This is a genomic window from Epilithonimonas sp. 33E (assembly GCF_059372615.1).
The window spans coordinates 3,640,872-3,665,315 of the sequence record NZ_CM182009.1; the positions used below are offsets into that span (position 1 = coordinate 3,640,872).

Genomic DNA, 24,444 nt, shown 5'->3' on the forward strand with positions numbered 1-24,444 from the left:
TTATTTATTACTTAATTCTATTGGGTTTGTATTTCCAAAACTCATCATATTACTATTTCCTGTAGAACTTCTTGGCATATTTCCCATTTGCATATCGGAAGTTCGCATTTCTCCATTAGGCATTCCCCCATTCATCCCCTGTCCGGGTTGGCCGCCGAATCTGCCGTTCATTTCATTTCTTTGATGCATACCCCTTCCACCGCCTGGACTGAAATTATCCAAATCGATTTCAGCATCTTTATTCTTTGCCATTTCCATTTTTACAGAAGCTTTATCACCTTGAAAATTAATTCTTGTCGATTTTCTCGCATCCGGTTTTATATCTTCAGTAAAAGAATTTGGAATTGATAATTTTTTGACGAAATTAAATTTGTAATCGCCTTTATCATCTTCCAATTTCAAAATAAGGCCTGGCAATCCTGATAATTTGTAAGGTCCGTCAGAGATTTTGATTTCCGGCGCAAACCAAGCTGTCCAGATTCTTCCTCCAAAATTGACCGTTGCCTTCTGAACTTTGTAACCATTATAATCCGAGGTTTGCGGAGAAATATTCCAATTCAATTTCCTGTCTTCCTGATAATAAATCTGCTTAGAACCAATATTTTCAACAAAATTTATCGTTTTATCAGCGTAATCTTTTGTAATAAAGTATTCAAAAAAAGTCGGCTGAATTGATTTTCCATTTGCTAGTTTTGGAAATTCCGGTTTATCCTTTTTTGATTTTTTGATTTCCGGCTTTTCCTGCTGCCTCAAAACTGTTTTCAAAGAATCCCGCAACAATTTGCTTTCACTAATGAATAATGATCGATTATTTCTCACATCAAGAAAAGTGGTTTCAACCTTCATATCGACAAGATTGATCGTATCCGGATTCACTTCCGTACGATAAACATATCTTTCGGTCTGACTCATCATTTTTCCCAAAAAGGAAAACAGCATCATCAAAATAAAAATCTTCTTCATAAACTAATGGTTTGATTAACAAATCTCAGCAAAGTTAATTATAAGAACAATCAGAATTAATAATTGTTTCTTTTTTGACAACGATTTAACATTAACAAACTGTGATTCATTATAAAACGAAATGATAAAGTCTATTTAAAAATCGTTAAAATAGATGCCGTCGATTTGAGATTGCGGAAATTAGTTCGTACTTTTGTAGACTAAAATCAGTCTAAATAAAAACAATGATACAAGTAAGCGATCAGGCAAAATCAAAAGCAGCTCAGTTGATGACTGAAGAAGGCTTCAACCCTGAGACTGACTATATAAGAGTGGGCGTAAAAAGCGGCGGTTGTTCCGGGCTGGAATACGTTCTGAAGTTTGATAATGTAAAAGGCGAAACCGACCAGATTTTTGAAGACAATGGTGTAAAGATCGTTGTTGACAAAAAGTCAATCCTTTATCTTGCAGGAACCACGCTGGAATATTCCGGAGGATTGAACGGGAAAGGTTTTGTTTTTAATAATCCAAATGCGGCAAGAACTTGCGGCTGTGGAGAATCTTTTAGTTTATAAAATATGTCTAAATACACCGAAGACGACCTGAGAGTCGATCTCGAAAATCAAAAGTATGAATTCGGATTCGAAACGGATATCGAATATGAAGATTTCCCGATAGGTCTGAATGAAGATATCATCCGTGCGATTTCTGCTAAAAAAGAAGAACCGGAATGGATGACCGACTGGCGTTTGGAATCTTTCCGAATCTGGCAAAAAATGGAAGAGCCGAATTGGGCCAACATCAAATATCAAAAACCTGATTTCCAAGCTATCCGATATTATGCTGCGCCAAAGGCAAAACCAGAATTGGCAAGTCTTGATGAAGTGGATCCGGAATTACTGAAAACTTTCGCAAAATTGGGAATCAATATTGAGGAACAAAAAAGATTAGCGAATGTTGCGGTTGATATTGTTGTAGATTCAGTGTCTGTAAAAACAACGTTTCAGGAAACTTTGAAGGAGAAAGGTATTATCTTTTGTTCTATTTCCGAAGCTATCAAAGAACATCCGGAATTGGTAAAACAATACATCGGGAAAGTCGTTCCAAGAGGCGATAATTTCTACGCCGCTTTGAACTCCGCAGTTTTCTCTGACGGAAGTTTCTGCTACATTCCAAAAGGTGTAAGATGTCCAATGGAACTGTCAACTTATTTCCGTATCAATCAGTCTGGAACAGGACAATTCGAAAGAACTTTGGTCATTGCTGACGAAGGAAGTTATGTTTCATATCTTGAAGGTTGTACAGCGCCATCGAGAGACGAGAATCAGCTACACGCTGCGGTTGTTGAATTGATTGCTCTTGACAATGCTGAAATTAAATATTCTACCGTTCAAAACTGGTATCCCGGAGATGAAGATGGAAAAGGAGGTGTTTTCAATTTCGTGACGAAAAGAGGGCTTTGTGAGAGAAATGCAAAAATCTCCTGGACTCAGGTTGAAACAGGTTCTGCTGTAACCTGGAAATATCCGAGCTGTATTTTGAAAGGTGATAATTCGGTTGGTGAATTTTATTCCATTGCGGTTACCAATATGCATCAATATGCAGATACAGGAACGAAGATGATTCATATTGGAAAGAATACCAAATCAACCATTATTTCCAAAGGTATCTCCGCAGGGAAATCCAATAACTCTTATCGTGGATTGGTAAAAGTAATGCCGACCGCAAAAGGAGCGAGAAACTTTTCTCAATGTGATTCTTTGCTAATGGGTAATGAATGTGGTGCACACACTTTCCCTTACATAGAAATCAAAGACCCGACTGCACAACTGGAACACGAGGCAACGACTTCGAAAATTGGAGAAGATCAGATTTTCTACTGCAACCAAAGAGGAATTGATACAGAAAAAGCAATTGCACTGATTGTGAATGGATTCAGTAAAGAAGTTTTGAATAAACTTCCTATGGAATTTGCCATTGAAGCTCAGAAGTTGTTGGAGATTTCTCTGGAAGGTTCAGTTGGATAGATTTTTATCGCAAGGTTAAACAAAGATTTTCTTTGATTGTTTGAAAAAATTTTAAAGAAATACAAAGCCGCTAAAGCTTAGGAAAGTAATACAAGTTTTAAATTTCTACAATTAACTTGTTTATCTTTGCGAAAAATGACACAAATGACAGAGAATGAAATTTCAAAGATTGTCTTTGAAAGTGGGTTAAAGATTCATAGAAAATTGGGCATAGGCTTATATGAAAGTATTTACGAAGAATGTCTTTTCTATGAATTGAAAAAAGCAGAAGTAAAAGTCGAAAGACAAAAACCTCTGAATATCCAATATGAAGAATTGTTGCTGGAAAATGCTTTTAGAATGGATTTATTAATTGAAAACAAGGTTGTTTTAGAAATTAAATCTGTTGAAAGTTTAAATAATTTTCACGCATCACAATTAAAAAATTATTTAAGACTAGGAAATTATAAGTTAGGAATGCTTATTAATTTTAATTCTCAACTATTTAAAAATGGTGTAATGAGAATTGCAAATGGTCTTGATTATAATACAAAATAAGAAACAATAGTATTTCATTGATAAGCGTTAGCGCCTTTGTTTCACTTAAAAAAGCAAAGGAAGATAAAAAAATCTTTGTCTAGCCTTGCGATAAATTTAAAAGTATGTTAGAGATAAAAAACTTACACGCCAAAATTGAAGACGGCGACAAAGAAATTTTAAAAGGAATCAATCTTGAAATAAAACCGGGCGAAGTTCACGCGATTATGGGACCGAACGGAGCTGGAAAATCGACTCTTTCTTCTGTGATTGCAGGAAAAGAAGATTATGAAGTAACGGATGGCGAAATTCTTTTCGAAGGAGAAGAAATCGGTGAAGATGCGCCAGAGGAAAGAGCACACAAAGGAATTTTCCTTTCGTTCCAATATCCGGTAGAAATACCTGGCGTTACTGTTACCAATTTTATCAAAGCTGCTCTTAATGAGACAAGAAAAGCCAACGGATTGGAAGAAATGGGCGCTAAAGAGATGTTGGGATTAATTCGTGAAAACTCTGAGAAATTAGGAATCAGAAAAGATTTTCTTTCCCGTTCTTTGAACGAAGGTTTCTCCGGAGGTGAAAAGAAAAGAAACGAGATTTTCCAAATGATGATGCTGAACCCGAAACTCGCAATTCTTGACGAAACCGATTCAGGATTGGATATCGATGCTTTGAGAATCGTTGCAGATGGTGTAAACCAATTCAAAAATGAGGGCAACGCTGTTTTATTAATCACGCATTATCAAAGATTGTTGAATTATATTCAGCCAGATTTCGTTCACGTTTTGGCGGATGGAAAAATCATAAAAACAGGCGATAAATCTTTAGCACTTGAATTGGAAGAAAAAGGTTACGATTGGCTTTTGAACTAATTTGAATATTAAATATAATTGTCATTTTGAATGCAGTGCAACGGAATGAAGAATCTAGATTCCTCGTTCTTCGGAATGACAAAAACCACTCAACCGATGCAAAATCAAACCATTACAATGGCTTTATTTGAACAAACAATAAATCAACATTCAGATTTTTTGGAATCGCTTCGTCATACTTTTTTGAATGAAGAGAGAAAAAATGCTCTTCAGAAATTTGAAGCAAAAGGTTTTCCGACCAAAAAAGATGAAGAATACAAATACACGAATCTGAAAGAAATCACGGAGAAAGATTACAATTTTTTCCCTTCAGAAGCGCATCACATTACCAAAGATCAATTGGACGAATTGCATTTGGGAGAAGAACATTTTGACTGGATTGTCTTCATCAACGGAAAACTTCACAAAGAATATTCTAATATTTCTATTGAAAATGCAGAATTCCTGACGCTGAATGAAGCTCTTAATGACTCAGCAAAAAGAGAAACGTTCAATCAATATTTCAATACGATTGCGAGCAAAGAATTAGCATTTACAAACTTGAATCTGGCTTATTTCAATGAAGGATTTTTCCTGAAAGTTCCGAAGAACATCGTCATCGAAAAACCGATTCACGTTTTTTATATCTCTGACAGTCAAGAAGAAAATACATTCTACAACACAAGAAATCTTCTGATTGTAGAAGCCGGCGCAAAAGTAGAAGTGATTGAAAGCCATCACAATTTTGACGATTCTTTCGTTTTCACTAATTCTGTGACGGAGATTTTCACTTACCAAAATGCAAAAGCAGACTGGCACAAATTACAGAATGACAGTGATACATCTTACCTTGTAGATCACACATTTGCGAAGCAGGAAAGAGACAGCTTAACGACTGTGAACACATTCTCTTTCGGAGGGAAATTGGTTCGTAACAATCTGGATTTTATCCACAACGGAGAAAATATCAATTCCTTTATGAACGGTATCACGATTATCGGGAAAGACCAATTGGTAGACCACCACACCGCTGTTCATCACAATACGCCAAACTGCAAATCTTACCAGAATTACAAAGGGATTTTCAAGGACAAATCGCACGGTGTTTTCAATGGAAAAGTGTTTGTGAATAAGATTGCTCAGAAAACCAACGCTTATCAGCAGAACAACAACATTTTGCTGGACGAAGGCGCAACGATTGATACAAAGCCTCAGCTAGAGATTTTCGCAGATGATGTCAAATGTTCACACGGCTGTACCGTTGGTCAGTTGAACGAAGATGCGATGTTCTACCTTAGAGCTCGTGGAATTTCCAAGAAAGAAGCAAGAGCATTATTGCTTTATGCTTTCGCCAACGATGCGATGCAGAATATTGACATTGAGCCACTCAAAGTAAAAGTTTCCAAACTTCTGGCAGAAAAACTGGAAGTACAAATGGAATTCTAAATAAAGTAAATCGCATCTCAATCAGGTGCGATTTTTTATGGGCGGACATTTCGCGCTATCCACTCATACTCCTCACTCGGCGGCTCCACTGCGTTCCGCCGCCTCGCTGCAGGGTAACCGTTACTATCACGGCCGCAGATACAACTTCTTTTGAAATATTTGTCCAAAAACAACAAATTTACTGATATTTAAGACCGCTACTTATCACGAAACAAATCAGGAATTTTATTAACTTTGAAACTATCAAATCCAAAACAAAATGGACGCAAGTGTAAAACTCAGAAAAAAAATACACGATTTCATAGACGAAGCCGATGATAGAATGTTACAGATTTTTAATGCAATTATTTCCAAGGAAAACTCTGAAGAAAAAGGTCTTACAAAAGAACATCAAGAAATATTAGATAAGCGTTTGCAAGAACATCTATCCAGTCCGGAATCAGGAAAACCTTGGACTGATTTTGTCAACGAGCTTAAAACGGAATATGGTTTATAAGCTGATAATCAAACCAAAATCGCAACAAGACATTAGAGAAGCGATGGAATGGTATAGAAATCAGAATATTAGCCTCCCTGAAAAATTTCCAGAAAAAATTGATGAGTCATTACTTAAGATTCAGAAAAGTCCACAGCATTATCAGAAACGATATAAAGAAATAAGGATTGTCTTTACGAAAATTCCCATACGGGATTTATTATACTGTTGAAGATAACACGGTTTATGTTCACGCAGTCCTACATACGAAACAAAATTCTGATATTGTTGAAAATCGTATCAAATAAAAAACACAAATGAACTACGAACAATTACACTTCAACCTAAAAGCTTACAAAGAAACAGGCGAAATCCTGGACGCCGCCAGATTTCTAATTCACGAATTCGAATTGGATGATGAAAATTTTTTAGGATTTGGTTTTCGAGAGGAATTAGAAAAAAACTCAATTCTGTTAACTGCCAATGGCGAAATCGGGGAAATGCAGGAAGTTTTGATTCCAAGAAACTTATTCGATTTTGATTTGACGTTGGTTCTTAATCTATTGGCGCACGAGATGCTGCACGTCCGCCAGAAATCACCAAAAATGATGATTATGGACAAAAACGAACGCGAGTGGCAGGCTTACTACGAAATGTTATTTCACATCAATTTTCCGCAGATTCCGGAGCTTTCCGATTATTACAAAAACTTCTTTGGCGAAAAAGCTTTGATCTATTATGAAAGAATGGGCGAAGGAAGTGAACTTCAATCAAAATATTTGGAGCAAAAACTTGAAGTTGAAAAGCTTTTGCAAGACATTAAAATAAAACCAATCAACGATGACAAAACCTGAAATATCCTGGAGTGATTTTGAGAAAATCGACATTAGAGTCGGAACCATTATTTCTGTGAATGATTTTGAAAAAGCCAGAAATCCTTCTTATCAATTGGAAATCGATTTTGGAGATTTGGGAATCAAAAAATCTTCTGCACAAATCACTGCTTTATATCAAAAAGATGATCTGATTGGAAAACAAATTCTCGCCGTGGTTAATTTCCCAAAGAAACAAATCGCCAACTTTTTTAGCGAATGTCTTATTCTGGGAGTTTATGGCGACAATAAAAGTGAAGTGACTTTGTTGAGTCCAAGTTTACCCGTGAAAAATGGGCTGGAAGTTGGATAAAATTTATTTGATATAAGTTTTTACCTCATCAAGAATTCTGAAAATCAATTCCATTGGTAAATCATCATCCATATTAAGAAGCAAGATTTTAAACTTTTTTCTGCCTTCGGATAAAAGCTCGGGACAATCTAATCTATCACCGTGATAAAAACTTAAGTAATGTTTCTGATGCTGTTTGCTGTAATAGAAATAGCAGAGCATTTTCTTTTTATATTTCAAAAAAGGAAGTCCAAAACTGAAAGTCTCGGTAATCAGTTCATCTGAATTGAGAATTTTTTCCCGGATAAACAAAAGCGTACTTCTCGCAGGTTCATCAATCCGGTAAAAATATTCCTGAATGGGATTCATTAATCAAAATTCTGCAGCTCGACAAGCTTTCTGTATGTCCCGTCTTTTTCCATCAATTCTTGGTGAGAACCTTGCTCTATGATATCGCCTTTTTCCATTACAACAATATGATCCGCTTTCTGAATGGTTGATAATCTGTGCGCAATTACCAAAGATGTTCTGTTCTCCATCATCTTTTCTAATGCATCCTGAACATATCTTTCAGATTCTGTATCCAATGCAGAAGTTGCTTCGTCCAGAATCATAATTGGTGGATTTTTGAGAACCGCTCTCGCAATAGAAACACGTTGTTTCTGTCCTCCCGAAAGCTTGTTTCCATCGTCTCCAATATTGGTATCATACCCTTCAGGAAGGCTTTCTATGAATTGATGGGCATTAGCTATTTTAGCAGCTTCGATGATTTCTTCTCTCGTTGCATTCTCTTTACCCATTGCAATGTTGTTGTAAACGGTATCATTGAAAAGAACGGATTCTTGTGTTACCATTCCCAAAAGAGAACGATAGTCCTTCAGGTTTAAGTTCTTAACATTTTCTCCATCAATCTCAATACTTCCTTCGGTTACGTCATAGAAACGTGCCAGAAGATTGGCAATGGTTGTTTTTCCACTTCCGCTTTGCCCAACCAGTGCTACAGTTTTTCCTTTTTCAATTTTTAATTCGAAATTTTTAATGATCGTTCTATCCTGATTATAATAGAATCCAACATCTTTGAAATGAATATCAGACTTCAGATCGTGGATCGGAACTGGATTTGCGATTTCATCCACACGAACATCTGCATCCAGAATCTCCATAACTCTTACCAAAGAAGCTTCGGCTTTCTGTACATTTGAAATGGAGGAAGACAAACTCTTAATTGGAGGAAGAATCTGGAAGAATACCCCTAAGAAAACCAAGAAATCTTCCGGTCTGATACTTTGATTCACAATAATTTCTTTTCCTCCATACCAAGTGATAATCAGGAAAGTAACAGCTCCAAGAAACTCACTCATTGGTGAAGCTAATTCTTTTTTTCGGCCAAGATTTATAGAGTTACTAATCCATTTTGACATAGAATTGGAAAACCTATTACTCAGTAATTTCTCTGCATTGAATATCTTGATGATTTTAGAAGACTTCAAAGTTTCATCAACAATAGAAAAAATATTTCCCAACTCGTGCTGAGCTTCATGAGAGTCTTTTTTAAGGCTTTTTCCAATTAATGAAATCATTGTTCCCATCACCGGCAAAACAATTAAACTGAATAAAGTCAATTGAGGACTGAGATAAAATAATGTGACCAATGTACTGATCAGCATAAACGGAGAATTGATAAGATCTACCAAACTTCCCAGGATATTACCTTCAACTTCTCCAACGTCATTTGACATTCTCGACATCATATCACCTTTTCTCTGTTCCGTGAAAAAAGAAACAGGCAAAGCCAAAACCTTATTATACATTGCGCTTCTCAAATCTTTGGTAACACCAACTCTGTAAAAAATCAAAAGATAAGCGCCAAAATACCGGAAGACATTCCTCAAGAAAAATGTAAATGCCGTAATGACACAAAGCCATGCCAAAACTGTTAATGCTCCTCTTTGATTAACCTCTGACTGGATAAAATAATAAGAATATTCTTTAATATACCCGAAAAAATTAGTGATATCGCCGTCATAAACAGGTTTCACCAGGTTGGCATCCATTTTTACACTTCCGAACAACATTCCCAAAACCGGCAAAATAGTTCCTAATGATGCTATTTGGAATATTGAATACAGAATATTAAAAAATAAACTGGCGTAGATATATTTTTGATGCGGTCTGGCAAATTTTAGAATTCGTCGATATAAATTCATTGAAAAAAATTGAAATGCAAAAATACGTAAAATAAATAGCTTACTTTATCAGGACGTTAGAAATCGTATTTTACCTTATTGTTATACTTTGGCTGGAAATTTTTGGTATTGAATTTCTCAATGGTCTTTGCAAAGTTGTTGATAATATTTGTCAAATTATCGGCATCAACAATATTAATATCATCATTCACAGCGTGATAATGAAACGCTTTATTCATATCAACTGTTGAAATAGAATGTGCAATGATTTTCTTTTTCACAAAATTGACATTATCAGATCTATAGAATAATTGCTGCCCTTGATATGGATCGGGATAAACTTTCAATCCATTAACTGCATTAGCATTAATCAATTCATCGAAGTCAGAAAACTCATCGCCTGTCATAAATACAGCATTTTTCCCAAATTGAGATTCGGTCGCCAGCATTTCAAAATTGAAAAGTGCTTTGATATTATTGAAAACAGGATTAAGATTTTGATTTTCGGACAAAGCTTTTGAACCCACCAATCCGATTTCTTCCGCATTGAATGCCATAAAAACCATCGAGAAATCAGTTTTTTTATCTTTAAAATAATCCGCAAGACCAATTACCGTAGAAACGCCGCTTGCATCGTCATCTGCACCGTTATAGATGTTATCACCTTCTTTATTATTGGTTCCGATATGGTCAAAATGTGCAGAAAAAGCTAAACTCTGTTCTGATTTTCCTTTCTTGATGCCACAAACATTATAACCTTTTTGTCCTTTGTATTCGAAAGGAATTAAGTAAGAATCTCCGAAGCAGTAATCCAGGTTATTTTGTTTAAATTCTTTAGCAATATACTCCGCCGCTTTATCATTTTCAGGCGTTCCGAACTTTCTGCCTTTCATCTCATCGGAAGCTAAAGTTGAAACGACAGCCACAACTTTTTCTTTGGAAATATCCTGAGCAAAAGAAAATAAAGAATTTGCCGCTAAAACAAAAAAGATTACTTTTTTCATATGTAGATTTTGTTGATTAAAGAATTATAAGTAGATTTTTTATTCTATTTGTTACGATAATCAAGCATAAAGGTAATATCGCTTATAAATAAAGAAAATCTCAAATAAAATAAAAAAGATCAAAACACCTGCATAATAGATATTCTTTTTAGATTTAATAAAAACCAAAGCCAAGCTCAACGGAATATGTGTTATTACCCGAATGCCATACAACGGCATCAATGATTCCAAATAATCCTTACCTTTATAAAGCGTATCGACCAGATCCAGGCAAAACATCACGGCGAGAAATCCGAAAAGCCATTTTCTTCGTGAGAAAAAGTAAGTTTTGTAATCGTTGTTATGGTCTTTCAAATCGGCAGGATAGAGCAGTGTACACAATACAAAAAATAAAATAATATAACCAATAATGAAAATGTACTGAGTAAAAGTCCATGATGTAATAGCACGCAATCGGTATTCCCACCACCAAAAATGAATCATCAAAATAAAAATATAAAGTACAAATAGCAGATGGATCCAGAATGGCTTGTTCCTGCTCGGATGTTGTATAAATTTGACACTGCCATTCAGCAAAGTTCCAATTCCTAAACTTAGGATAATACTGATGATTGTTTTTAAGTGATTGAATGTGTCCACGTTATAAGCTTTTAACAAATCTATTAAAATAAAAAACAGCCTCCAAAAAGGAAGCTGTTCTCACTCAAAAAAATCGTCGTAAGTCTAACGAAGTCTGTCTACAGATTTTACGAGCCTCTCATCTTTCTTGATGTAAACATTTGCCAAAAGCAAACATACTACCGAGATTAACGGGAAAATCGGCTCAATACCCTTCTCAGGAATTTGCATTCCTCCGGATAAGTTTAATAGCCAGTAAGCCAAAAGACCAATCAACAAAGCGTTTATAAAAATGCTGATACTGTTCAGCAAGATTTGTCTTTTACGGTTTTTGAAACTAAAAATACTCAGCACTCCGAATAATATTAAAATCACTGTGGAAGCATTAATTGTCAGATATTTGCCAAGGATATCAAAATCCTGCGCGGTGATGTTCAGGAAAACACTTCCTAAAACGGCTAAAAATATCCAGACTGTCTGTATTCTTTGTAACATCTTTGTTATAAATTCTTTATAAAAAAGCTTAAAATCGTCTGCAAAAATAAAATAATTTTTGCGTAATTCAAAAATTAATGTAGATTTGCACTATAATCACCTATTTAGAAATGGTAACCTCCTGGTTTTCATTCTTACATACACAAATAAAAAAATTACCCTTTACGTATTTATATGTTTAACATTGAAACGCTACGGTCAAAATCCGATGAGGAATTGGCTCAACTTTCTAAAGATTTAGGCGTTAAATTGGCAAAGAAAAGCTCTCCGGAAGATACAGTTTTTGCAATTCTGGATTATCAGGCTTCTAATCCAAAAATCATTAAAGATTATTTAAACGCCACTCAAAAGAATATGACGAAAAAAACAGAAGAGAATTCTACTGAAAAAACTTCTCCTGCCAAAAAAAGAGGCAGAAAACCTGCAGAAAAACCGCAGGAACAGATTGAAGTGTCTCCAGTTGCAGAAGTACCTGTAAAAGAAGAAACACCAGCTGAAGAAAAAAAGACACAAAGTCCTCCCAAGAAAAAGCCAAGAGCAAGAATCAATCAAAACCAGTCAGAGGAAACAACAGCTTCTGAAACCGCTCCTAAAGCTGAGGAAGTAACAGAGGAAGTCAAAGCACAACAGCAGCAACCTCAACAACAAAATAATCAGCAGCAAAAGGCAAATCACAACAAAGGCCAGCAAAAAACACAAAGACCTCAACAGCAGCAGACGAATCATCCTCAACAAAATAATTCGCAGCAAAATAATCAACCTACAGAAACACAACAACCACAGGAAGCACCGAAAAAAGAATTCAACTTTGACGGAATTGTAACCATTGAAGGTGTTTTGGAAATTCTTCCTGATAATTACGGATTCCTTCGTTCTTCAGATTTTAGTTATATCTCTTCTCCGGACGACGTTTATGTTTCTACCAATCAAATCAGAAATTATGGTTTGAAAACGGGAGACACTGTAAAAGGAATCGTAAGATTGCCGAAAGAAGGTGAAAAATATTTCTCTCTTCAGAAACCTACAGAAGTTAATGGAAGAGATTTGGCTTTTATCAAAGACAGAGTTGCTTTTGAATATCTGACACCGCTTTTCCCTCAGGAAAAATTCAATTTGGCAGGTAAAAACTCAACACTTTCTACAAGAATCGTTGACCTGTTTGCGCCAATCGGAAAAGGGCAAAGAGCAATGATTGTTGCACAACCTAAAACCGGTAAAACTATTTTACTAAAAGATATTGCTAATGCTATTTCTGCTAATCATCCGGAAGCTTATATGATGGTTCTTCTCATTGATGAAAGACCGGAAGAGGTGACGGATATGCAAAGAAGCGTGAATGCGGAAGTGATTGCTTCAACTTTTGATGAAGCAGCTGACAAACATGTAAAAGTAGCGAATCTGGTTTTATCAAAAGCACAAAGAATGGTAGAATGTGGTCACGATGTTGTGATTCTTTTGGATTCCATTACACGTCTGGCAAGAGCTTATAACACGGTAACGCCTGCTTCCGGGAAAATACTTTCCGGTGGTGTGGATGCTAATGCGCTTCACAGACCGAAACGTTTCTTTGGTGCAGCGAGAAAAATTGAAAATGGCGGTTCTTTAACCATTATCGCAACAGCTTTGATTGATACAGGTTCTAAAATGGATGAAGTGATCTTTGAAGAATTCAAAGGAACCGGAAATATGGAATTGCAATTGGATAGAAAAATCGCTAACAAGAGAATTTATCCGGCTGTAGATCTGGTTGCATCCAGTACAAGACGAGATGATCTTTTACAGGATGAGGCAACTCAGCAGCGTATGTGGATTATGAGAAAATATCTGGCTGATATGAATCCTCTGGAAGCTATGGAATTTGTTCAGAAACAAATGAAGGTGACCAGAAACAATGAAGAGTTTCTGATGTCAATGAACAAATAATCACAATATTTACAAAAAAGCTCGGCTCGCATATGCGAGCCGTAACTTTTTTACTACCAAGGTAATAAAATTTATTTTTTAAGCAACGAAAACATCTTCTACATCTGTTTTCCTGCTAAGAACTGCATGAGCATAAGAACAGTGCGCTTTGATTGACCATCCATTTTTTCTTGCAAAATCTACAGATTTCTCAACAAGCATTTTACCAAGACCTTTCCCTTCGAATTTTGGAAAAACCATAACATAGCTTACAATCAGTTTCTTGAGTTCAGGAACGATCGTGTAAGTCAGCCTGCCAATTTCTTCCTGTTGATTCTTCATTGAGATAAAACCGCCATTTCCGGACTTTTTATTTTCGAAGAGAAGCTCCATAAAATTTATTTTCAAAATTATTAGCTAAAATTATTCCAAAAAACCAGATTATTAGCAATGAATTACAAATTAAATTATAATTCTATCAAATAATCATCTCACCGGTGTCCTAAACTCTCCATAGCCAATCAATCCATCGAAATTTCTTCCAAAAGGTGTGTAGTATAAAAATGCCTGATAAAGATTCTCTGTCTGCCAAAAGTTTCCATTAACTTCACCATAATTTAGTTTGCCATCAGAATCTTTTGTAGCAATGATATAATTATAAAATCCTTGTTTCAGGTAGATTTTGGCGATATACTTCTGGGCTTTCTCATCATATTGCATTTGGCTGATTTTATCGGCTTTATAATCATTGAACATCCCAAGAACATAGAATTCGTTATCTGATTTTTGACTGTCTAGTGCAAAATAAACCCAGGAATAATCGCCCTCTCTGTCTGCGTTTCTTTCGATTCCAAGATCATTCCTTCGGAAATAGAAGGCTCCATTCACGTCCGGCTGATATTGGTAATCACCAGGATAAGCCCACACCGGATAGAGGTAAGTATAGTTTCTCCCATCAATGTTTTCTGTATTGGCGACCATGTCCATCGGCTGATTCATAATCTTGTTGTCAAAATAATAGAACTCATTATTTCCGGGAAAAGCTAAACTTAACTGCTGAAATAAAATCTGATTGCCGATCGTTGTACTTGGGCGGATATTATTGAGCGAAATTCCCCAGTTATTATTCTGAATCACACTCAAAGTCAAAGAAGAAAGATTATTGGTAATACCTGCGCCATTTCCGGTGCCTTGAATTTCAATCCTTTGTTTTGCAGCGGGATTTTTAGCATCAATAAATCTTGTTACATTAATCCCAAGATTAGCGCCGTCCTCATAGATTGAAAATCTTTTAGTAAAGAGAGGTTTTTCCTGAGAATCTTTATAAACAATGATTTCATAATTCCCGGAAATCTTTGGCTGAATTTTCTCATTAGGAAACACCAATTCGTAATGCGTGTATTTTTGATACGTGTTGAATGAATATTGAAAATTCTCAATCAAAGCGTTCATGCTTCCATTGGCATATTCGGTGAAAAACAAACCGTCTTCTTCCCAGTTTCTATTATAATGTTTATATGTGTAACGATATAATTGACTACTATTGGAAAGGTCATCGAACCTCAAAATCAACTGCTCATCCTTCCCAATCACAGGCGTTTCGTCATTGGTCTTAGGATTGAAAACCTGAATACTTCTGATCTCCTGAGCAAAAGAAATAATACTTAAAAAAACGAAAAGTAGTCTAGTTAGCTTCATCTGCTGATGTTGATTTTTATATTGGTGAGACGGAACGTTCAGAACATTTCTAGTTTTACCGAAAATTTGTCAAAAACGTTTCATAATGCTAAGTTAATGTTTTATATTTTTACATCTAAATTAAAAAGAATGTTGCACGTAAAATCCTTTGCATTTAATCCATTTTCTGAGAATACATACATCATTTATAACGATGAAAAGGAGGCTTTTCTTATAGACCCCGGAAATATGCCCGAAGCCGAGACCGAAACTTTGCATAATTTCATCAAAACCAATGAGCTTAGTATCAAAAATATTCTGCTGACGCACGCACACATCGACCATATTCTTGGTTTGCAATGGGCTTTTGACACGTTTGCCATTCCCGTTCTGATGCATTCTGATGAAAAGGAAATCCTTGACAGCGCTTCTTTCACGGCGAAGAATTACGGCTTTTTCTTTCCTGCATTCAAAGGAGAAATCCAATATATCAAAGAAGGCGATAAATTAAATTTAGGCACTGAAATCTTTGAGATATATGATGTTCCGGGACATTCGCCGGGAAGCGTAGCTTTTTATAATGAAAATAATGGATTTGTGATTTCCGGCGATGCATTGTTTATGATGAGTATTGGAAGAACCGACCTTTACAAAGGTGATTACGAACAATTGATTTCAAGCATTAAAAATAAATTATTGACTTTACCAGAAAATACAAAAGTCTACAGCGGACACGGAGAACCAACATCGATTGGTTTTGAAAAAGAGTATAATCCTTTTCTTAAATAAAATTGATTCGTAATGAAATACAAGATTTTATTTTTCTTTTTACTGATTTCTAACAGTATATTTTCTCAAAACGAAAAGCTGGATAAAACTAAGACTGAAAATATTCAAAAAGTAATTAAGTTATTTCAGACTAAAAATATTGACGGAATTACTAATATCGTTAATTATCCTCTAAGAAGAGAATATCCAATTCCTGATGTCAAAAACGAGGCTGAATTCAAGAAGAGATTTAATCAGATTTTTGATGCGAAAATCATTAATAAAATTTCAAATTCCAAAATTGAGCAATGGTCAGAAGTCGGCTGGCGAGGAATAATGCTTGATAATGGAGATTTGTGGATTGATACAGATGGAAGAATTATAGCACTGAATTATCAAAGTCCATTTGAAACAAATCAAAAAAACATCATTATTGTTAACGAAAAGAAAAATCTATTTTCCACTTTGAGACAATATAAATCGCCAGTTTATAAATTGACAACTAAAAGTTATTTGATTAGAATTGATGAACTGAGCAATGGAAAATACCGTTATGCTTCTTGGAAATCAGGCAAAAAAGAATCTACAAAACCCGATTTGATTTTGACTAATGGCGAAATCAGAATGGAAGGAAGCGGCGGTAATCATACCATCACTTTCAAAAAAGGCGAGTTCAGTTACATTATTTACAGAGGAATTATTGGCGAAAAAGATGCACCGGAAATCGATTTGACCGTTGAACAAAACAATAAAGTTATCCTACAACAAGACGGAAAATTAATACAATAAAAAAACGCTTCCAAAATTGGAAGCGTTTCTATTTTTAATCCTGATGAACTTCTGACAATATCGGTCCCGAAGAAACCAATTCCAGAGCTTCTTCATTATCTGTAAACTGCTCAAAATATTTGATATATCTCGCAGCCAAATCTTTAGCTTTAGCTTCCCAATCAGAGCTATTCTCATAAGTATCTCTCGGATCCAGGATATTTTCGGAAACATTCGGCAATGCAACAGGGAATTCCAGATTCATTACAGGAACTTTGTTGGTTTTGGCTTTATCAATACTTCCGTCAATGATCGCATCGATAATTGCTCTCGTGTCTTTGAGAGAAATTCTCTTTCCGGTTCCGTTCCAGCCTGTATTTACCAAATAAGCTTTTGCGCCGTGTTCTTTCATTTTTCCAATCAACGTTTTGGAATACATTGTTGGATGAAGTGTCAAAAATGCTTCTCCAAATGCGGGAGAAAAAGAAGGTGTCGGTTCTGTGATACCGCGTTCTGTTCCTGCTAATTTTGATGTATAGCCGCAAAGGAAATGATATTGCGCCTGTTGGTCTGTCAGGATAGAAACCGGGGGCAAAACCCCGAATGCGTCAGCCGACAAATAAATGATTTTACTCGCATGACCAGCTTTGGAAGGCAGAACAATTTTGCTGATATGATAAATTGGATAGGAAACTCTTGTATTTTCCGTAATCGAGCCGTCAGTGTAATCTACATTTCCTTCGTCATCCGTAACCACATTTTCCAATAATGCATCTCTTCTGATTGCACCATAGATATCTGGTTCTTTTTCTTTACTAAGGTCAATCACTTTGGCGTAGCAACCTCCTTCATAATTGAAAACACCATTATTATCCCAACCGTGCTCATCATCACCAATCAGATAACGTTTCGGGTCAGCAGAAAGTGTAGTTTTCCCCGTCCCGGAAAGTCCGAAGAAAACAGCAACATCGCCGTCCTCGCCTACATTGGCAGAACAATGCATAGAAGCCATTCCTTTCAGAGGAAGGTAATAATTCATTATCGCGAACATTCCTTTCTTCATTTCTCCGCCGTACCAAGTTCCACCGATAATCTGCATTTTCTTGGTCAAATCGAACATTACAAACACTTCAGAATTAAGTCCGTGTTGTTCCCAGTTCGGATTGACAGATTCGGAAGAATTGATTACCACAAAATCCGGTTCTCCATAATTCTGAAGGTCATAGTGAGAAGGACGAATGAACATATTCATCACAAAATGAGCCTGCCAAGCCACTTTTGTGACAAATCTCACTTTCAATCTTGTATCCTCATTAGAACCACAAAATGTATCGATAACGTAGATTCTGTCGCCAGAAAGGTCTTTGGTTACGATATCTTTTAACTCATCAAAAACTTCGACTGTAGTTGGGCGATTGATGTTTCCGTCCCACCAAATCGTATCCTGAGTGATATTGTCTTTTACAATATATCTGTCTTTTGGAGACCTCCCGGTAAAAATTCCCGTTTTTACAGCCACAGCTCCCGACTTTGTCAAAACGCCTTTAGCAAATCCGGAATTATTCGGATCCATTTCCGCCTGGAAAATTTCTTCGTAAGTTGGATTGTGGATAATTTCTTTCGGATTGAAAATACCTTGACGTTCAAGATAAGATTTTAACTTGTCCATTTTTAATTTTTTTTGAAGATTAAAGGTGTTGCGACAAATGTAAAAATATCGGCGAATTATCAAAGTTTTTATAAACTGACTTTCATCAGTTCAAATAAAATTTATAATTAATTAATAATCAATTAATTAAATCTGACCAAGAAAATATTCTGGAGAAACCTTGCTTTTTGAAATAGCTTTCATAATCTCCAAATTTGGACGCAAGAACGAAATCTCCGCCCCAAGCTCCCAAACTTTTGACAAAGCCCGGGCAATTTTGGAAATATTTTTCTTTTACAGTTGGGATTCCGAGAAAATCGGACAGTTTTTGCTCGTGAATGGTCATTAATTCTGAAAATTCTTCCAAATTCTGACTCTTTACAATCATTTTGGTTAATTCAGAATATTGATTGATTAATTCCGTTGAAGTTGGCTTAGACTTGTAAAGAGAAATTCCCTCTCTTGTATCTTGCTTTTGATTGAGATGAATGAAAATCAACTCATCTTTGAAATTTGGGTTGAAATTTATTTTATAATAAACTCTTTCAGGAAAACGACTGTATAGAACGGCAGATTTTTCTTTGGCAACAGCAACATCGTAACCACTTCCACCAAGAGTTATTTCATTAAGAATAAAAGCGTCAATATCCGCCCATTCTGCAAGATTGGCCATCAATGTAGAACTACTTCCTAATCCGAAGTCTGAAGGAAACTGAAGATTGGTTTTGATGTGATACGAAATGTCACTTTTTAGTTTGATTTCAGAAAGATTCTGAACATTTTTGAGTGTTTTAAGAATGAATTCAGCCGCTTTGGAATCATTGGTTTCAAGGATTTCCCAATTTTTATAATCGATGACAGCTTTGAGCCATAATTGATTCTGATGATAGGCTTCCCAAACAATTACTGACTTCTGGTTGTCATTCTCTGTATAAAAAAGCTCTTGTCCCAGCTTCGTTGGAATAGCTAGAACAAGAGCGCCATCAACAGCAACATATTCTGAGGTAAGCATTAACTTGCCTGGTGAAAATATCCTGCTCATTGTTGATTGTTTTATTTTTTAATAATCGTTTTTTTGAACGTTGAATCGCAGCAGCCCGACTTGAGCGGAAATCCTTTTTGCTTTTTTGCTAAGAAGTAAAAAGATTGGGAGCCCTTTGACTTCGCTCAGGATAAACTACAGGCGGATTAAGCTGCCCTAAAAATTCTATTCTTAGATTGCAGAAGCAACTGTTACTTCCGGATTGATTTTCTTAATCAAACCTTGAAGTGTCTTTCCGGGACCAACTTCTACGAAGTTACTTGCGCCATCTTTTATCATATTTTGCACACTTTGCGTCCATTTTACAGGACCTGTCAATTGGGCAATAAGGTTTTTCTTGATTTCTTCCGGGTCGGAAACAGCTGTTGTCGTGATGTTCTGATAAACCGGAATCGTTGCTTTTCTGAACTTTGTATTTTCAATCGCCTCAGCCAATCTCTCCTGAGCAGGCATCATCAAAGGTGAATGGAAAGCACCATTTACAGGCAACAGTAAAGCTCTTTTTGCACCAGCCGCTTTCAAAGCTTCGCAGGCTTTTTCCACAGATGCAGTTTCACCGGAAATTACCAATTGTCCGGGACAGTTGTAATTGGCAGGAACTACAATACCTTCGATTTCTGTACAGATTTCTTCAACTTTCGCATCTTCCAGACCAAGAATTGCAGCCATAGAACTAGGATTAATATCACAAGCCATTTGCATTGCCTGTGCTCTTTCGGAAACTAATTTCAGTCCGTCTTCGAAAGACAAAACACCGTTAGCAACCAAAGCAGAAAACTCGCCTAAAGAATGTCCGGCAACCATCTGAGCGCCTAAACCGTTCGCTACTTTTACAGCAGCAACCGAGTGCAGGAAAATAGCCGGTTGAGTTACGCTGGTTTTTTTAAGGTCATCGTCTGTCCCATTGAACATTACTGAGACAATATCAAAACCAAGAATATCATTGGCAGAATCCATCAGGTCTTTCACATCCTTTCGGGAATCGTAAAGTTCTTTTCCCATCCCGACAAACTGTGAACCCTGCCCAGGAAATACAAGTGCTTTCATATATTTATAAATGATAATTGATGAATTATAAATGATTGATTCATCAATGTTTAAAAATTTTTATTCTATTTTTCTGAACACAAAGTCCACAAAGATTTTTAACTACTAAATGTTTTAAGTTCACAAAGGTATTTCGACAAGCTGAGTATAAACTTAATAAGATTGGATGATGATCGTTCATCGCTTATCAATTATTATATCTTACTGCATCAATCTCACAACTCTGTAGCCGTTGTTGATGTAAGCGCCGTTTGGTTTTGCCTTTACAAACTCGAATTTTGTAGCTAGTTGTGTTTGAGATTTTCCGATTTGCTTGAAAATTTCTCCTTTTTTGTTTTCTCTGGTCAGCATATCGTTCATCACATCAAAACCGATTACTGCATATTTTGAAGGTGTTTTGCAGTATTTTGCTTTGTAAGCCGCCAAAATTTCTTTTTCGAAATCACCGTCATAATTGATTTTTCTGTCCATCAGATAAACCAGACTTGCTCTGGAAAGGTCATCCACATTTTTCTCAAAACTTGGACTGTAGAACATACTGAATGCTTTTACACCTTCTGTTTGTTTTCCAAGATTAATGATTTTGGAAGCAAAAGCCGCACCTGCAGACTCGTCATCGTCCGCCAGAATGGCAATCACAGGAACCGATTGTCCAGTCATCATATTATTTTCCAGCTGAATTTCTGATGAGGAATTAACAATAACTACATTCGGTTTTGACAATGATTTTTCCAACCCGGCTTTAATTGCATTAGCATTCGCTTTGGAATTGTCTGCAACGATATAGATTTTCTGGTCCTGATAAACCTGACCAACTTCTTTTACGATTCTGTCAGAATAAACCGAATTTTCAGTTTCGACGATAATCAGATTGCTGTAATCAAAAAGGTCTTCGGAGTTAGCAAATGGTGCAACCACAGGAATCTTTTTGTCATTAACAAACCTTAGAACTTCCAGAACACTTGATTTGAAAAAAGGCCCAACAATCAAATCTGTATTATCCGGATTGATTTGGGAAAGGCTATTTTTGAAAGTTGTTTCGTTTCCGGCATCTACCACTTTGATGTCCAGTTTTTGTCCGTTGGTTGCGTTTCTTTCCGCAGCTAATTTCGCACCCGTCAGGAAATCCATAGACATTGTTCTGTACTTCGCATCGTTGGCATCAAACCCAAAAGGCAACATCAACACAACACTCAAAACATCTCCACTTTTCTTGGAATACATCGGGTCTTGCTTCTTGATTTTCAAAGTCATTCCGGCTTTCAAACCATCAGAAAGATTTGGATTAAGGCTAATCAACTGGTCCAGCGTCACATTGAATCTGTTCATAATACTGAACATTGTATCGCCACTTTGAACTGTGTAAGTTACATAATCATCTTCTGAAGAAGCTGTGTTTGACGAGTTTTTCACAGATTCGGAAACCGTAGTCTGTCTTGTCGTTTCCGTCACCGGAGCCGAAGTTGTATTGCTTTGAGAATTATCTTCAACCTTGATAGAATTATTAGAAGAAGTTGCAATAGAATCAGAACCCGAAACTCTGATTGCTTCACCTGGCTTCAAACCAGAAGATTCCAATCCCGGATTCAATGCGAATAACTGCTTCTGAGTCAGGTTGAACTGTCTCGATATTTTATAATAATTGTCTTTTGCCTGAACAACATATAAACCTTTGTCAGAAGAAGTCGTTTCAGTTTTCGTTACCGTTTTTACTTCCGCAGGTTTTTCTGTATTTGTCTGAACAACTGCTGTTGCTGCAGGCGCAGAACCACCAAATTTCTGAATATTATCTAAAGGCAAAGTAATCTTATCCCCTATTTTCATATGAGAATCCAGTTCAGGATTCAGTTTTCTAAGATCAGCCTCAGAAATTTGATATTGTTTTGTAATGCCGTAAATGGTTTGCTTTGGCTGCAACGTAATGGTTCCTGTTTTTCCTGTTTTAGCTATAGAATTTGTAGAAGCAGGCGTGGATGCTACATTTTTTGTACCGCTACTACCTTTTGAAACGACAATAACATCGCCGATTTTCAGCCCATTATCTTTTGCGGAAGGATTCATCCGATACAATTCATCTACCGTCAAACCATATTGTTTGGAAATCCCGTAAGGCGTTTCCTTAGCTAAAACGGTGTGGGTTTTCTGCGCAGAAAGCCCTAAAAAGCTGATAAGTCCCGATAAAATGAAAATCTTTTTAATCATCCCTTTTTTTATATTGTTACAAAAATAATGCTTTCAATTTAAATGGGCGAAATAATCAATTCCGATTTTTGAACATCCATTTGTTGATAAGTTTCGGCAATCCATTCTTTTCCTAAATCTGCGTAGAACACGCTGAAATTGAGCACTCTTTCCTGCCAGGTTCCACCCGGATGGACTTTCAGAAACAAATTTTGCATCTGGTCCAATTTCTCCGATTGTTTTATCTTTTCGGCTTTCAGAAGACGTTTTTGCATTCTTTTGAATGATTTTAATTGCCTGTTTTCTTCTGCATTCACAAGATTAGCAAAGGTTTTATCTGTCTGTTCCGCTTTTGTTTTTATTTCCGAAAACGAATGAATCAAATCCTGTTCTTTCTGTTCAAGAAGTGACTTGATTTCGTTGTTGTCTAATATTTTTTTGTTGATGGCCTCCGCAAAGTTCCCGAAGAAATCTTCAATCTTCAATCCTGAATTTTCAATTTTTCTGAAGGTTTTTTCTTCCAGAAACAACATCGAGTTTCTCGGAATCAAAATAGGAAAAGGAAGATTGATGGATTCGAAATAATCTTTCAACTCTATCCAATACATAATCTCAGCGTTTCCGCCAACATAAGCCAGATTTGGCATAATCGTTTCCTGGTAAGCCGGACGAAGAACTGCGTTGGGACTGAATTTTTCGGGATGATTTTCCAGTTCGTTGAGAATCTCTTCTTCTGAAAATTTCAAATCCGTATCAAGAATGAAATAATCATCGTTGATTTTCTCAATCCGGTTTCTGGTTTCTGTCAGGTAAAAGAGATTGATTTCTCTTGGATTGACCTGAACTTTGTGATATTCTTTCTCGAGGAATTCTCTTTGATTTTTAGTTGTTTCGAAAAGCTGATTGGATAATAATTCTTTTCGGAAGATATTTTTAACCTGACTTTTCAGCTCTTTTTCGTTTCCGTCAATCGTCAGTAACCCATAATCTGCAAATAATTGATTGACCAGATATCTGATGGCTTGCGTGTGGGTTTTCCCTTGTTGATAGGCTTTTTTAATCCAAAGAATCAATTCGGTTCCATAAACATTATCTTTGAATTCTTTCTCAAATTCCTGAACAAAAAAGTTCTCATCGATTGTAATCCTACCAACATCGCCACCAGCATTACCTTTGATTTCGTAGTAATGGTCACGTGTTTTGAAGTGGTTGATTTCTTCAAAATCGTGGTCTTCTGTCGCCATCCAAAAAACAGGAACAAAATCATACTCCGGAAAATTGGATTTCAGAAATTCTGCAGTTTTGATGGTCTGCAAAATCTTATAAACAAAGAAAACCGGACCTGTAAACAGATTGAGCTGATGACCTGTTGTAATGGTGAACGTATTGTTATCTTTCAAAGAAAACAGATGTTCCAATTGTTTAGGTGATAATTGCTCTTCCTGATTCTGAGAAAAGACTGCATTGTAAAGCAATTCTCTTTTGTCATCAGAATACGAATTTTGTTTCTCAGAAATTTGATTTTTGAAGTTGTCTAAATCGAATGTTTTATTCTGAAATCCGTCCAGTTTTTTTCCTAAGAAATCTTTTACAAGCTGTGGAATACTGTGTATGTGTTCGAAACCGATGGTCATTTGGTTGTCAGTTGTTGGTTGATCGTTGCTGGCTTGCAGCCCGACTTGAGCGG

Annotated in this window: 24 protein-coding genes; 11 read left to right on the forward strand and 13 right to left on the reverse strand. The window is 36.2% G+C overall.

All coding sequences use genetic code 11. The annotated features are described in order from the left end of the window. Positions 1 to 963 (reverse strand): GLPGLI family protein, encoded by a 963-nt coding sequence (locus AC5P2S_RS16745; protein ID WP_494555676.1) that lies wholly within the window; start codon positions 961 to 963, stop codon positions 1 to 3. A 224-nt stretch (positions 964 to 1,187) separates the two neighbouring features. Between AC5P2S_RS16745 and AC5P2S_RS16750 the strand changes: the two genes are divergently transcribed. The 8 genes from AC5P2S_RS16750 (at position 1,188) to AC5P2S_RS16785 (ending at position 7,442) form a co-directional block, all read left to right on the forward strand. After that, positions 1,188 to 1,517 carry a HesB/IscA family protein gene (locus AC5P2S_RS16750; RefSeq protein WP_120212233.1) on the forward strand — a complete coding sequence of 110 codons (330 nt, stop codon included), beginning with the start codon at positions 1,188 to 1,190 and terminating at the stop codon, positions 1,515 to 1,517. A 3-nt stretch (positions 1,518 to 1,520) separates the two neighbouring features. Beyond that, entirely contained in the window at positions 1,521 to 2,969 is a 1,449-nt protein-coding gene (sufB, locus tag AC5P2S_RS16755; RefSeq protein WP_494555677.1) for a Fe-S cluster assembly protein SufB, read from the forward strand. 144 nt (positions 2,970 to 3,113) lie between these two features. Further along, positions 3,114 to 3,506 carry a GxxExxY protein gene (locus AC5P2S_RS16760; protein WP_283416015.1) on the forward strand — a complete coding sequence of 131 codons (393 nt, stop codon included), beginning with the start codon at positions 3,114 to 3,116 and terminating at the stop codon, positions 3,504 to 3,506. A 104-nt stretch (positions 3,507 to 3,610) separates the two neighbouring features. After that, positions 3,611 to 4,357 (forward strand): Fe-S cluster assembly ATPase SufC, encoded by a 747-nt coding sequence (sufC, locus tag AC5P2S_RS16765; RefSeq protein WP_283416014.1) that lies wholly within the window; start codon positions 3,611 to 3,613, stop codon positions 4,355 to 4,357. Between the two features lie 117 nt (positions 4,358 to 4,474). Next, positions 4,475 to 5,782: a Fe-S cluster assembly protein SufD gene (gene sufD, locus AC5P2S_RS16770; protein WP_494557045.1), complete on the forward strand. Its 1,308-nt coding sequence runs from the start codon at positions 4,475 to 4,477 to the stop codon at positions 5,780 to 5,782. Positions 5,783 to 6,041: 259 nt separating this feature from the next. Further along, positions 6,042 to 6,278, forward strand: coding sequence for an addiction module protein (locus AC5P2S_RS16775; RefSeq protein ID WP_494555678.1), 237 nt, complete (start codon positions 6,042 to 6,044; stop codon positions 6,276 to 6,278). Between the two features lie 296 nt (positions 6,279 to 6,574). After that, positions 6,575 to 7,111, forward strand: a complete 537-nt coding sequence (locus AC5P2S_RS16780; protein ID WP_494555679.1) for a hypothetical protein — start codon at positions 6,575 to 6,577, stop codon at positions 7,109 to 7,111. Then, positions 7,098 to 7,442: a tRNA-binding protein gene (locus tag AC5P2S_RS16785; protein ID WP_494555680.1), complete on the forward strand. Its 345-nt coding sequence runs from the start codon at positions 7,098 to 7,100 to the stop codon at positions 7,440 to 7,442. Before AC5P2S_RS16780 ends, AC5P2S_RS16785 begins: the two co-directional genes overlap by 14 nt. A gap of 3 nt (positions 7,443 to 7,445) precedes the next feature. Here the strand turns inward: AC5P2S_RS16785 and AC5P2S_RS16790 are convergent, their stop codons facing one another. The 5 genes from AC5P2S_RS16790 to AC5P2S_RS16810 all read right to left on the reverse strand — a co-directional run bounded on the left by AC5P2S_RS16790 (position 7,446) and on the right by AC5P2S_RS16810 (position 11,724). Further along, positions 7,446 to 7,790: a DUF1801 domain-containing protein gene (locus tag AC5P2S_RS16790; RefSeq protein ID WP_494555681.1), complete on the reverse strand. Its 345-nt coding sequence runs from the start codon at positions 7,788 to 7,790 to the stop codon at positions 7,446 to 7,448. Then, the gene (locus AC5P2S_RS16795; RefSeq protein WP_494555682.1) at positions 7,790 to 9,628 is read right to left on the reverse strand and encodes an ABC transporter ATP-binding protein; all 1,839 of its coding nucleotides are present in this window, start codon (positions 9,626 to 9,628) and stop codon (positions 7,790 to 7,792) included. Before AC5P2S_RS16795 ends, AC5P2S_RS16790 begins: the two co-directional genes overlap by 1 nt. A gap of 56 nt (positions 9,629 to 9,684) precedes the next feature. After that, positions 9,685 to 10,611 carry a M28 family peptidase gene (locus tag AC5P2S_RS16800; protein ID WP_283416009.1) on the reverse strand — a complete coding sequence of 309 codons (927 nt, stop codon included), beginning with the start codon at positions 10,609 to 10,611 and terminating at the stop codon, positions 9,685 to 9,687. 60 nt (positions 10,612 to 10,671) lie between these two features. Then, positions 10,672 to 11,250 (reverse strand): hypothetical protein, encoded by a 579-nt coding sequence (locus tag AC5P2S_RS16805; protein WP_494555683.1) that lies wholly within the window; start codon positions 11,248 to 11,250, stop codon positions 10,672 to 10,674. A gap of 84 nt (positions 11,251 to 11,334) precedes the next feature. Continuing rightward, on the reverse strand, positions 11,335 to 11,724 hold the full coding sequence (locus tag AC5P2S_RS16810) for a DUF4293 family protein (RefSeq protein ID WP_283416007.1): 390 nt from the start codon (positions 11,722 to 11,724) through the stop codon (positions 11,335 to 11,337). 174 nt (positions 11,725 to 11,898) lie between these two features. Between AC5P2S_RS16810 and rho the strand changes: the two genes are divergently transcribed. Further along, complete coding sequence (gene rho / locus AC5P2S_RS16815; RefSeq protein WP_494555684.1) at positions 11,899 to 13,647, forward strand: transcription termination factor Rho; 1,749 nt, start codon at positions 11,899 to 11,901, stop codon at positions 13,645 to 13,647. Between the two features lie 78 nt (positions 13,648 to 13,725). On the opposite strand, the gene AC5P2S_RS16820 is transcribed toward rho, so the two are convergent. Then, a complete protein-coding gene (locus AC5P2S_RS16820; RefSeq protein WP_283416005.1) occupies positions 13,726 to 14,019 on the reverse strand; it encodes a GNAT family N-acetyltransferase in 294 nt (97 codons plus the stop codon). A gap of 93 nt (positions 14,020 to 14,112) precedes the next feature. After that, positions 14,113 to 15,324, reverse strand: coding sequence for a type IX secretion system plug protein (locus AC5P2S_RS16825; RefSeq protein WP_494555685.1), 1,212 nt, complete (start codon positions 15,322 to 15,324; stop codon positions 14,113 to 14,115). Between the two features lie 129 nt (positions 15,325 to 15,453). On the opposite strand from AC5P2S_RS16825, the gene AC5P2S_RS16830 reads away from it, so the two are divergent. Together AC5P2S_RS16830 and AC5P2S_RS16835 are read left to right on the forward strand one after the other, a co-directional pair. Next, the gene (locus AC5P2S_RS16830; protein WP_494555686.1) at positions 15,454 to 16,092 is read left to right on the forward strand and encodes an MBL fold metallo-hydrolase; all 639 of its coding nucleotides are present in this window, start codon (positions 15,454 to 15,456) and stop codon (positions 16,090 to 16,092) included. Between the two features lie 12 nt (positions 16,093 to 16,104). Beyond that, positions 16,105 to 16,860, forward strand: coding sequence for a hypothetical protein (locus AC5P2S_RS16835; protein ID WP_494555687.1), 756 nt, complete (start codon positions 16,105 to 16,107; stop codon positions 16,858 to 16,860). Between the two features lie 34 nt (positions 16,861 to 16,894). On the opposite strand, the gene pckA is transcribed toward AC5P2S_RS16835, so the two are convergent. From pckA to bshC, 5 genes are all read right to left on the reverse strand, one after another. After that, positions 16,895 to 18,508 (reverse strand): phosphoenolpyruvate carboxykinase (ATP), encoded by a 1,614-nt coding sequence (gene pckA / locus AC5P2S_RS16840; RefSeq protein ID WP_494555688.1) that lies wholly within the window; start codon positions 18,506 to 18,508, stop codon positions 16,895 to 16,897. Positions 18,509 to 18,626: 118 nt separating this feature from the next. Continuing rightward, the gene (locus tag AC5P2S_RS16845) at positions 18,627 to 19,529 is read right to left on the reverse strand and encodes a GYDIA family GHMP kinase (RefSeq protein ID WP_494555689.1); all 903 of its coding nucleotides are present in this window, start codon (positions 19,527 to 19,529) and stop codon (positions 18,627 to 18,629) included. 171 nt (positions 19,530 to 19,700) lie between these two features. Beyond that, complete coding sequence (gene fabD / locus AC5P2S_RS16850) at positions 19,701 to 20,576, reverse strand: ACP S-malonyltransferase (protein WP_494555690.1); 876 nt, start codon at positions 20,574 to 20,576, stop codon at positions 19,701 to 19,703. A 201-nt stretch (positions 20,577 to 20,777) separates the two neighbouring features. Beyond that, entirely contained in the window at positions 20,778 to 22,778 is a 2,001-nt protein-coding gene (locus tag AC5P2S_RS16855) for a LysM peptidoglycan-binding domain-containing protein (RefSeq protein ID WP_494555691.1), read from the reverse strand. Positions 22,779 to 22,816: 38 nt separating this feature from the next. Further along, positions 22,817 to 24,391 carry a bacillithiol biosynthesis cysteine-adding enzyme BshC gene (bshC, locus tag AC5P2S_RS16860; RefSeq protein ID WP_494555692.1) on the reverse strand — a complete coding sequence of 525 codons (1,575 nt, stop codon included), beginning with the start codon at positions 24,389 to 24,391 and terminating at the stop codon, positions 22,817 to 22,819. Between the last annotated feature and the right edge of the window lie 53 nt (positions 24,392 to 24,444).